The organism is Synechococcus sp. H55.2 (assembly GCF_047462495.1).
Classification (GTDB): domain Bacteria; phylum Cyanobacteriota; class Cyanobacteriia; order Thermostichales; family Thermostichaceae; genus Thermostichus.
Genome location: NZ_JANSJH010000093.1, coordinates 1 through 10574, shown reverse-complemented (window position 1 = coordinate 10574; position 10574 = coordinate 1). Strand labels below are relative to the sequence as shown.

General features: G+C 62.1%; 8 protein-coding genes. 6 read left to right on the top strand and 2 right to left on the bottom strand.

The features are described 5' to 3' along the window. Positions 1 to 154 precede the first annotated feature (154 nt). A complete protein-coding gene (gene trpD, locus NW844_RS10560) occupies positions 155 to 1186 on the top strand; it encodes an anthranilate phosphoribosyltransferase (protein WP_414335480.1) in 1032 nt (343 codons plus the stop codon). Here trpD and NW844_RS10555 read toward each other — a convergent pair. Next, positions 1183 to 1809, bottom strand: a complete 627-nt coding sequence (locus NW844_RS10555; protein ID WP_414335478.1) for a nitroreductase family protein — start codon at positions 1807 to 1809, stop codon at positions 1183 to 1185. The two genes, trpD and NW844_RS10555, sit on opposite strands and share 4 nt — an antisense overlap. Before the next feature lie 274 nt (positions 1810 to 2083). Between NW844_RS10555 and dapA the strand changes: the two genes are divergently transcribed. Both dapA and NW844_RS10545 read left to right on the top strand, forming a co-directional pair. Continuing rightward, positions 2084 to 3004 (top strand): 4-hydroxy-tetrahydrodipicolinate synthase, encoded by a 921-nt coding sequence (dapA, locus tag NW844_RS10550; RefSeq protein WP_414335476.1) that lies wholly within the window; start codon positions 2084 to 2086, stop codon positions 3002 to 3004. Positions 3005 to 3225: 221 nt separating this feature from the next. Next, positions 3226 to 5070, top strand: coding sequence for a ribonuclease J (locus tag NW844_RS10545; RefSeq protein ID WP_414335474.1), 1845 nt, complete (start codon positions 3226 to 3228; stop codon positions 5068 to 5070). Between the two features lie 91 nt (positions 5071 to 5161). Here NW844_RS10545 and NW844_RS10540 read toward each other — a convergent pair whose 3' ends face one another. After that, a complete protein-coding gene (locus tag NW844_RS10540; RefSeq protein ID WP_414335472.1) occupies positions 5162 to 6094 on the bottom strand; it encodes an SGNH/GDSL hydrolase family protein in 933 nt (310 codons plus the stop codon). 144 nt (positions 6095 to 6238) lie between these two features. Here NW844_RS10540 and NW844_RS10535 point away from each other — a divergent pair, with 144 nt between their 5' ends. The 3 genes from NW844_RS10535 to purD all read left to right on the top strand — a co-directional run bounded on the left by NW844_RS10535 (position 6239) and on the right by purD (position 10212). After that, on the top strand, positions 6239 to 7528 hold the full coding sequence (locus NW844_RS10535; RefSeq protein ID WP_414335470.1) for an HD domain-containing protein: 1290 nt from the start codon (positions 6239 to 6241) through the stop codon (positions 7526 to 7528). A 68-nt stretch (positions 7529 to 7596) separates the two neighbouring features. Then, positions 7597 to 8787 (top strand): glycosyltransferase, encoded by a 1191-nt coding sequence (locus NW844_RS10530; protein ID WP_414335469.1) that lies wholly within the window; start codon positions 7597 to 7599, stop codon positions 8785 to 8787. A gap of 111 nt (positions 8788 to 8898) precedes the next feature. Beyond that, positions 8899 to 10212 (top strand): phosphoribosylamine--glycine ligase, encoded by a 1314-nt coding sequence (gene purD / locus NW844_RS10525; RefSeq protein WP_414335468.1) that lies wholly within the window; start codon positions 8899 to 8901, stop codon positions 10210 to 10212. Positions 10213 to 10574: the final 362 nt, after the last annotated feature.

Genomic DNA, 10574 nt, shown 5'->3' with positions numbered 1-10574 from the left:
CGAAGCAGAGCCCCCCATTCTGCTGGGAGCGGTAGCCGGCCTAGGTCAGGCCCACTATACTAAACTAACCATTGGCCTGGCCCGACCCATGTAAAGCAAGTAACGGAGAGGGCCGATACGTTTGCATGCCCACTGACATCCAGGATCCCCACCCATGACGGAAACAGCTGACCTTTGGCCACAGCTTTTGGGACAGTTGCTGGATCGGCAATCTCTGAGCGAAGCCCAAGCCGAACAGTTGATGAACGGCTGGCTGCAGAACCAAGTGCCGGATGTGGTGTCGGGGGCGATCCTGGCGGCTCTGCAAGCCAAGGGGGTCAGCGCCGGTGAACTGGCCGGAATGGCGCGGGTGCTGCAGCGGGCTTCGCTGGGATCCCCGCTGGACTTGCCCCTGTTGGTGGATACCTGCGGCACCGGCGGCGATGGAGCCGGCACGTTTAACATTTCTACAGCCGTGGCCTTTGTGGTCAGTGCAGCCGGGATCCCGGTGGTGAAGCACGGCAACCGTTCGGCCTCTGGCAAAGTCGGCTCGGCAGATGTGCTGGAGGCCCTGGGGGTGAACCTCAACGCCGAGCCAGAGCGGGTGCGGGCGGCGGTGGCGGAAGTGGGCATCACCTTTTTGTTTGCGCCTCACTGGCACCCGGCCATGCGGGCGGTGATCCCCTACCGGCGGGCCCTCAAAGTTCGCACCATTTTCAACCTGTTGGGGCCCTTGGTCAATCCTTTCTACCCCAACCGCCAGGTGATCGGGGTGTACGCGCCGGAGCTGGTGCCGGTGATGGCCGAGGCCCTGTGCCTGTTGGGACGGGAAGGAGCCGTGGTGTTGCACAGCCGGGAAGGTCTCGACGAGGCTGGGCTGGAGCGGGCCACGGATCTGGGCCTGCTCTCCCAGGGATCCCTGCGCACAGAAGTCTTGAACCCACGAGATTACGATCTCACACCTGCGCCCACCTCGGCTCTCCAGGGGGGAGACTTGGCGGAAAATGCCGCCATCCTCACCCGCGTCCTCCAGGGATCCGGAGCACCTGCCCAGCAGGATGTGGTGGCCCTCAATGCCGCTTTGGCTCTGCAGGTGGCGGGAGCTGTTCCCGATTGGGGATCCGGAATTGCCCGAGCGCGGGAGATCCTTGCCAGCGGCGCCGCCTGGGATCGCCTGCAAAAATTGGTCGATTTTCTGGCTTCCTAAAACTCCCGCCCTCGCCCAAAAGCCAACACCTCCTCCACCCCCAGGCGAGGCTTGCGGGGCAAGTTGCCCGGAGCTGGGTAGCCCACCGCCAGGAGCATCACCGGCACGTAGCGGTCGGCAATGCCGAACTCCCGCTTCACCCCTTCCGGGTCAAAGCCGATCATCGGCCCGCTCACTAACCCCTTCGCCTGCGCCGCGATCATCAAGGCCATGGCCGCCAGCGCCCCGGAGCGAATCGCCTCATCTCGCGCCAAAGCGGGATTGTTGGCGTAGGTGGCTTGGGCCATATTCACCCAGCCTTCCGCCCGATCAGGAGAGAGGATCCCGGCAGCAACGGCTCTCTGGACAAGTTCAGGCAGCTTCTCATGCCCCCGCAGATCCCCCAAGATGATAAACACCACCGCCGCATCCGCCACTTTCTGCTGGTTGTAGGCCAGGGACTTGAGGCGTTCTTTGTCCTCGGGATCGGCAACGGCAACGAACCGCCAGTGCTGGATGTTGAAGGAAGAGGGGGCTTCCGTAGCATAGGCAACCAGCTCTCGGATCTCCGCTTCCGATAGACGACGGCTGGGATCAAACCTGTCGGCGGAAATCCGCTCTTTCAGGGCGGCTAGGGCGTCCATAGGGATCCTCTGAGGTGTCGGTCAAAGGCTGCTGCCCCCAAAGGCGGAGGCAAGATTGGCAAATGCTATACATTCCGTGCTCAAACGGTCTGCCTTCTTTGTTATCTCCTTTTTTTGGGCCTGTGGCAACCGGGTGAGGCATGAGTTGGGCTTTGGCAGAGCAGGCGAGCGGGATCCCTGACGCAAAGGCAGGTATGATGGAGAAGTAACCCGGTCTGGTCTGGATCCTGGGGTTAAATGTTGGATTGGTGAGGTTGATGAGGAGAAGCAATCGGTGAACTTCGGTCGAGTGCTGACGGCCATGGTTACCCCCTTCACCGATGAGGGGGAGCTCAACTACGATGAGGCCGCTCGTTTGGCCGATTACTTAGTAACCCACGGCAGCGACGGCTTGGTGGTCTGTGGCACTACGGGCGAGTCTCCCACCCTGACTTGGCAAGAAGAGTACGAACTGTTCCGCGTGGTGCGAGATGCTGTGGCCGGTCGGGCCAAGGTGATCGCCGGGACTGGCTCCAACTCCACCCGCGAGGCCATCGAAGCCACCCGCAAGGCTGCCCAATTGGGCTTGGACGGCTCTCTGCAGGTGGTGCCCTACTACAACAAGCCTACCCAGCTCGGCCTTTACGAGCACTTCAAGGCCGTTGCCCAGGCCAGTGACCTGCCCATCATGCTCTACAACATTCCCGGACGGACGGGGGTGAGCCTGCAGCCGGAAACAGTGGCAAAATTGGCAGAATTGACAACGATTGTCGCCATCAAGGAAGCCAGTGGTACAATGGAAGTGGCTTCAGAAATTCGGCGGCTTACTCCCTCCCGTTTCGCTATTTATTCGGGAGACGACTCCCTGACCCTGCCGATTTTGTCTTTGGGAGGCAGTGGCGTGGTCAGTGTAGCCAGTCACCTGGTTGGGCCACAACTGCAGGAGTTGATTCAGAGCTACGCCAAAGGGCAGCACGACCAAGCTTTGGCTCACCATTTGCGTCTGTTTCCGTTGTTCAAGGTTTTATTTGTCGAGACCAACCCCGTTCCGGTCAAGGCAGCGCTGGAGATGCAAGGTTGGCGAGTGGGTCGGGCGCGTCTTCCCCTAGCGCCGCTGCAGCCCAGTTCTCGGCAAGTTTTGCGACAGGTGCTTGAAGAGATGGGCCTACTGGCTGAAGCGAAGGGATCCAAGCAAATGGCGACGAAAGTTTCATGATGGCACCTTGAGGTTTTGCTTCCGCTATGACCGGGGTTTGCAGGGAGTTCTTTTGTGGTGTTTGACCTGTGGGTAAGTAGCTTTTTCCCTGAAAAGCTCTTTCCCCCTTTGGGAAATGGATGAGTTGTGGCGGCTGAGTTCAGCTTTCACCCACAGCTGGGTCGGGAATGGCTTGCGCCAATTTCTGTTTTTGCTTTTTACTGTTGAGGATCTAAGCTCATATGCCAACATCACGTTCTTCGGTTGCTTCTCGTTCTGTGACTCCACAAACCACCTCTTCCGTGCAGATGATTCCACTGGGTGGCGAACGGGAGATCGGCAAAAACACCTGGGCCTTCCGCTACGAGGATGACATTATCCTCTTGGATGCCGGTTTGGCTTTTCCAGAGGAGGGTATGCACGGCGTGAATATCGTGCTGCCGGACATGACCTACATCAAGCAAAACCGTGACAAAGTGCGGGGGATGGTGGTTACCCACGGCCACGAAGATCACATCGGCGGGATCCCGTATCACCTACGAGAATTTGATATTCCGGTCATCTACGGCCCCCGATTGGCGCTGGCCTTGCTGGAGGAGAAACTGCGCGATGTGGGGCTATTGAACCGCACAGAATTGCGCCCCGTCGCCCCCCGCGAAATCGTTCCTTTGAGCAAGCACTTTTTTGCCGAATTCATCCGCAACACCCACTCTTTTGCCGATAGCTTTACGGTGGCTCTGCACACGCCGGTGGGTGTCATTATCCAGACCGGTGACTTCAAGATCGACCATACCCCGGTGGATGGGGAGCGCTTCGACCTGCAGCGGCTGGCCGAGCATGGGGAAAAGGGGGTGCTGTGTCTGATTAGCGACTCCACCAACGCCGAAGTGCCGGGGTTTACCCCTTCCGAGGCTTCTGTACTGCCCGGTCTCACCAAGGCGATTGCGGGAGCCAAGGGGCGGGTGATCATCACCACCTTTGCTTCTTCGGTACATCGCCTCAATTTGGTGTTGCAGATTGCCGAGCAGCAGGGCCGGGTGGTGTCTTTGCTGGGCCGCTCCATGTTGAACGTGGTGGCTCACGCGCGGCGCCTGGGCTACATCCGCTGCAAGGACGAAACGCTGCAGCCGATGCACGTGATCAACAGCCTGCCGGACGACAAAGTGATCATCCTTACCACCGGATCCCAGGGCGAACCGCTGGCTGCTCTGACCCGCATTGCCAATGGCGAGCACCCGCAGTTGCAGATCAAGCCGGGAGACACGGTGGTGTGGTCGGCCAACCCGATCCCGGGCAACACGCTGGCAGTAACGCGGGTGATCGACAAGCTGATGGAGCTGGGGGCCAATGTCATCTACGGCAAGGACAAGGGGCTACACGTTTCTGGCCACGGCTGCCAGGAAGATCAAAAGCTGATGATCGCCCTCACCCGTCCCAAGTTCTTTGTCCCCACCCACGGGGAGTACCGCATGCTGGTCAAACATGCCGAAACGGCGATGAGCATGGGGATCCCGCGGGAAAACATCGTGATTATCGGCAACGGCGATGTGGTGGAGGTCAACCGTGAACGCATTGCTGTCACGGGCCGCGTCCCCTCTGGCCTGCAGATGATCGCCGCTTCCCACGATGGGGTGGTCATGGACGAGATGCTGCAGGAGCGCCAGCAGATGGCCAAAGATGGCATGGTGACGGTAGTGATCAGCTTGGATGGCAGCGGCCAGTTGCTCTGCACGCCGCAGGTGCAAAGTTTGGGCCTGGCGGGTGAGGGCAATTCTTTTAAAGGATCCGACCTAAAACCCCTGCTGGAGGACACCCTCAAGCAAGCTTGGCCGCGCTTTGCCCGCTCGCTGGAGCGGGGCAGGCTGGAGATCGACTGGGCCGGCCTCAAGGCAGAGGTGGAGCGGGTGGTGCGCCGCTTTGTCCGCGAACAACTGCCCGGCAAGCCGACGGTACTGGTTTTTGTCCAGTCGCCTGAAGAGGAGTCTGTGCCGGTCACCTCTCTGCCAGTTGGGGAAGCCCAGCCGGAACAGGAACGGCTGGCCCTGGGACGACGGCGGCGCTCCTCGGCGGCGGTGGCGGCTTCTTAAGACCGGCTTGCTGGGGTTTCCCAAGACTCCAGCGCCTCTTTCCTGCTACGGGAGAGGAGCGGGGATGTAGAGGCATCATCGGCGCGGCACCCTAGAGGGAGTGCGGATCTAGTGGCCAGGAGATTTCTGCTGCTGAGGGGAGGGATCCCACCTCGCTAAAGGGTGGGCAGCGGCGCTGGGGCGGGACGGGCTGCTGCAGGATCCTCAAGAAGGCCTCGGCCAGGTCGGCATATCCCCGGTCGTTGGGGTGAAAGCCATCGGCCAGCGGGCCGGGGAAGAAAGACTCGCGGCGGTAGGAGCGGGGATCGCAGAGGAGATCCACCACGGGGATCCCTTCTTGGCTCAAGGGGTTGATGGCCCGTTGGCTGAGGCCGACGGAGACCCAAGCCAGCAGTTGCCGCAGGCCCCTGGGCTGCTGCTGCCCCAGGGGGATCAGGGCGAAGTTGGGCAGGTTGGCCACCGCCAGGCGAGCTTGGGGAGCACGGGCCCGCACCGCCTGCAGCAGGGTTTGGTAGTCGGCGGCAAATTGTTGGATCTGGCGCTCAACAAAGGGCAAGGGATCCTCGCCGCGCAGAGTCCGTTGGGCTGCCGCGAAGACAATAGCGTTGGTGTCGTTGCCGCCCACCCAGAGGGTGATCAGGGTGGCGTCGGGAGGGATGCGCGGCACTTGATCCTGGAGCAGGTTGGCCGGGATCCCTTCCCGCAGGGCTTGCATGGCTGGGCTGAGTACCGCTCCTGAGCGGCCCAAGTTAATCAGCTCCACCGGGCCGGGCAGCAGGCGGGCCAGGCGGGGGACATACCCCGTCCCGTTGGGGCAGTCCAGCGGCTCTGAGCGCTGCGGGCGGGTGCCGGCAGCGTTGGCTGGACCATCGCAGGAGATGGAGGCGTTGAAGCCAACGGCATCACTGGCTCCCAGAGCAACGTAGCGGGTGAGGGCGGGCGGGCTGGGTATGAGAACAGCGGGGGGAGATCCAGAGGCTTCGGAACAAGCAGTTAGCCCCCACCCCAGCATCCCGATTGCCATAGAGAGCAGCAGCAACCGAACGGGTCTGGGGGCTTGCCTCTTTTGCCAAGTAGGGGAGCCCATGGGGTAGCTTTGCTGCAGAGGTGGGGGAAGCCCCCAGCCAAGCTAGCCGAAGATTGGCCAATTGGCGAGTATGGTGGGAGTATGGCGCTGCGTTTTTGCAAGTCCCGCACCTACCACGATCCCCTGCACGGTGCCATCAGCCTGGATGGCGGGGATCCGGTCGAGGCGCTGCTGATTCGCCTCATCGACACCCCGGCCTTCCAGCGCCTGCGCCGCGTCCGCCAGTTGGACACCGCTTTTTTTACCTTCCATGGCGCTGAGGGATCCCGCTTCACCCACTCGGTGGGAGTGCTGCAGGTTACGCGGCGCCTGTTTGACAAATTGGCCCGCCGCTACCCGGAGCTGCGCCCCTACCGCGCCGTTACCCTGGTTGCCGCTCTGCTGCACGACATTGGCCATGCCCCCTTTAGCCATGCCGGCGAGGAGATCTTCGGCTGCCGACACGAGGTCTGGACGGCCCGCATCGCGCGGGAGGATCCCCAGATAGCCACGCTGGTGGCGGAGTTTGACCCGCAACTGCCGGCCCAACTGGAGCAGGTGTGGCAGAAACAATTTCCCCTGCCGCTGGTGGGGCAGCTTATTGCCAGCCAACTGGACTGCGACCGCTTTGACTACCTGATGCGCGACAGCCTGCTCACCGGCGCCCAATACGGCCACCTGGATCTGGATCGCATCCTCACGGTGTTGGACTACGACCCGGAGACGGGATCCCTCTCCATTCCCGCCCGCAAAGGCCTGGGAGCCATCGAGCACTATCTGGTGGTGCGCTATTTCATGTACACCCAGGTGTACCAGCACCCCAAGAGCCTGTGTGCCCGCTTTATTTTGGAGCGGCTCTTCAAGCGGGCCCAGGTGCTCCTGCACCAGGGAAAGATCGAGCTGGATCCCATCTTGAGTGCCTGGTGTTGGGCGGCGCTGGCGGTGCAAAAGGGGGATCCCTTCGAGCTGCCTTTGCCCCTCTATTTGGCTGCTGACGATGTGATGTTCAGCTACCCTTTTCGCTTTTGGGCCATGGCGGGGAAGGATCCCATCTTGGCCGATTTGGCGCGGCGCTATTTGGATCGGGATCTATTCAAGGCCCGCAACCTCAGCCGCCTGCCAGAAGAGCGACGCCAAGAGCTGGTGGCAACTCTAAGCCAGAAGATGCAGCGAGATGGCTTGGATCCAGAAAGCTATTTGGGAATTCGCTCGGCCCACGTCCAGGGCTACAGCTTCTACGACCAAGGGATCCAACTCAAAACCGAGGACGGCTACGTGGAAATTGCCCAGCTCTCGCCGCTGGTGCGATCCCTGGTGGAAACGCAAAGCCAGGTTTGGCTGATCTTCCCCCGCCCCTACAGCGATATCGTAGAGAGGGCTTTGTCTGCCTAGAGGATTGGCAGATCCCAGGGCTAGGGCATGGGCAAAATCCGTTCCTTATCTGAAAGAGGGAAGCAAGAGTGGGAATCCAGGAGATCCTGGCGATGGTGTTGGCGCTAACGGCCCTGGCGATTGCCTTGGTGGCGCTGCGGCTGGGGCGGGCGCTGCGGGCTTCCCCCTGGCTGCGGGATCCCTTGCCGGAGCAAGCGGCAGAGGTCGCAGCGGCCCTGGAGCGGCTGGCGGTGATCGTGCCTGCCTACAACGAGGCGGAGAATGTGGTGGGCTGTCTGAGCAGCATCCTGGACAGCACCGCCGCCCCGCTGCAGGTCTGGCTGGTGGACGACGGCTCCACCGATGCCACCTGGGAGCTGGCCCAGGCCCTGGCCGCCGAACGGCAAGATCCGCGGCTGCACCTGCTCCAAGGGGATCCCCGCCCCCAAGGCCAAACGTGGGTGGGCAAAAACTGGGCCTGTGCCCAAGCCGTTGCCGCCCTGGCCGCCCAGCCTGATCCCCCCGACTACCTGCTCTTTCTCGACTGCGACGTGCGGCTGGGATCCGCTGCCATCGAAGCAGCCCTAGGACAGTTGCTGGCAAGCGGCAGCGGCTTGGTGAGCGTAGGGCCTCAGTTGGTGTGCGGCTGTCTGGCCGAGTGGCTGGTGCAGCCCATCATGATGGTCATCTTGGCGGCAGGCTACGACTTTGCCGCCGTCAACGATCCCAAGCGTCCCAAGGCCTTTGCCTTCGGGCCGTTCATGCTGTTTCGCCGCTCCGCCTACGAGCAAGTGGGCGGACACGCCGGCATGGCCAATGTGGTTATCGAGGATGTGGCCTTGGCCCAGCGCATCAAAGCGGCTGGCCTGGGCTTGCAGATTTGCCTAGGGGGGTCGCGGGTGCGATGCCGCATGTACGCCAATGGAGCCGCCCTCTGGGAAGGGTGGACGAAAAACTGGTTCCTGGGCCTGGAGCGCAACTGGGCCCTCGCCGTGTTGGCGATGGTCACTGTCTTGGGCATCTGCAGCCTGCCCTGGCTGGGGTTGATCCTGGCTGTGGCTACGGGATCCCCGCAGGTCTTGGCGGCCAGCCTGGCCGGGATCCTAGGCCAAGGGGTCATCCGCCTGCTTCTATGGCGTTGGGCCCACCTGCCGCTGCGTTACTGGTGGCTGACGGCGGTGGGAGGCTGGGTGACGGCAGCCATCATCTTGGCTTCTGCCATCCGCACCACCAGCGGGCGCAACTGGACTTGGCGGGGCCGTCCCCTGGGGTCAAACTAGCCTGGATCCTCTGAAATCTGTTGGGAACATGGTCTAATGGGGGATGTTCGGGGAGCATCCCAAAATAAACAAGCGGCGTTGACAAGGTGTTTACAAAGGTGGGATAGCACCATGCAGGCTTTGGTCATCGGCTCCGGGGGACGGGAACACGCTCTGGCCTGGAAGCTGCTGCAGTCTCCCCAGGTTACACGAGTCTACTGTGCCCCCGGCAACGGCGGCACGCAGCAGATGCCCCGCTGTCAGTCTGTGGCTTTGGCGGCCACCGACATCGAGGGACTGGTGCGATTTGCTACCGTGCAAGGGATCCGCCTGACGGTGGTGGGGCCGGAACTGCCCTTGGTGGCGGGAATTGTGGACGCCTTTCAGGCAGCGGGGCTGCCCATTTTCGGCCCCAGTCGCGCCGCCGCCCAACTGGAGGGAAGCAAGCTCTGGGCCAAGCAACTGATGCAGGAAGCGGGGATCCCTACGGCTCCGGCTGTGGGCTTTGCCGACTTGTCCGAGGCGCTGGCCTACCTGGATGCAAGGACTGCGTCAGGCAAAGGCAGCTATCCGGTGGTGATCAAAAAAGATGGGCTGGCCGCCGGCAAGGGGGTGACCGTTGCCCATAGCCGGGAAGAAGCCGTGCAGGCTCTGGAGGCGGCCCTGGCCAAGCCGGGCGAGCAGGTGCTGATCGAGGAGTTTCTCGCCGGCCAAGAGGTGTCGGTGCTGGCCCTGACGGATGGCCAGATCTGCCTGCCGCTGCTGCCCGCCCAAGACTACAAGCGCCTTGGCGATGGCGATACCGGCCCCAACACCGGCGGCATGGGGGCCCACGCTCCGGCAGACTACTTGGTAACCCCAGAACTGTTGGCCCGCATCCAAGCCCAAGTGCTGGATCCCACCCTGCAGGCTCTGCAGCGGCGGGGCATCCGCTACCAGGGGGTGATCTACGCCGGCCTGATGATCACGCCCAATGGGGATCCCTATGTGTTGGAGTACAACTGCCGCTTCGGGGATCCCGAAGCCCAGGTGATCCTGCCCCTGTTGGAAAACCCTCTGGACGAGGTGCTGCTGGCCTGCATCGAGGGACGGCTGGCCGAGGTGCAACTGAAGTGGAAACCCGGCTACGCCGCCTGCGTGGTCATGGCCGCCTCCGGCTACCCTGACAGCTACGAGCGAGGGATCCCCATTGCCGGCCTGGAGGCCGCCGCCGCCACCGGGGCCCTGGTGTTCCATGCCGGCACTCGCCAGGTGGGCAAGCAGCTTCTCAGCGACGGCGGGCGTGTCCTCTGTCTTACCGGCCAAGGGGCAACTCTAGCAGAAGCGCTGCGCCAAGCCTATGCCGCTGTGGAGCAGGTGCAGTTCCCCAAAGCCCACTACCGCTCCGACATCGGCAGCCGCGCCCTCGGGCCTGCCGTCCGGCGAGGTGCGCTGCCCGCCCAGTAACCCCCTCAGCTTCCTAGGCAGAAGTAGGGCCCCAGAGAGGTCGCTTCTCCGGGGCCCCTAAAGCAGTTTTTAAAAAAGCTTTGATGCTTAAACCCTAGCTCCTCTGGTAACGAGACTGCAATGATAGTATCAAAACCTCAACTTTACTTTAAGCTCCTCAACAATAACCCTCTGCTTTGCCCGAGCACGGAGATCGCCCTGTCGGCGCTCTCTCCTGCAACGATCTGGCCCTCTCTTATCCAAGAGGGATCCCGCATCAAGTGGCTGGGGTCATTCCAGTGGCAGAAGGGGTAGTTGCCTGCAGCGGCCCAAAGCACTGGAGAATCGTCTCGCCTAAGTGCATTCAAACAACTGAGCTTAAC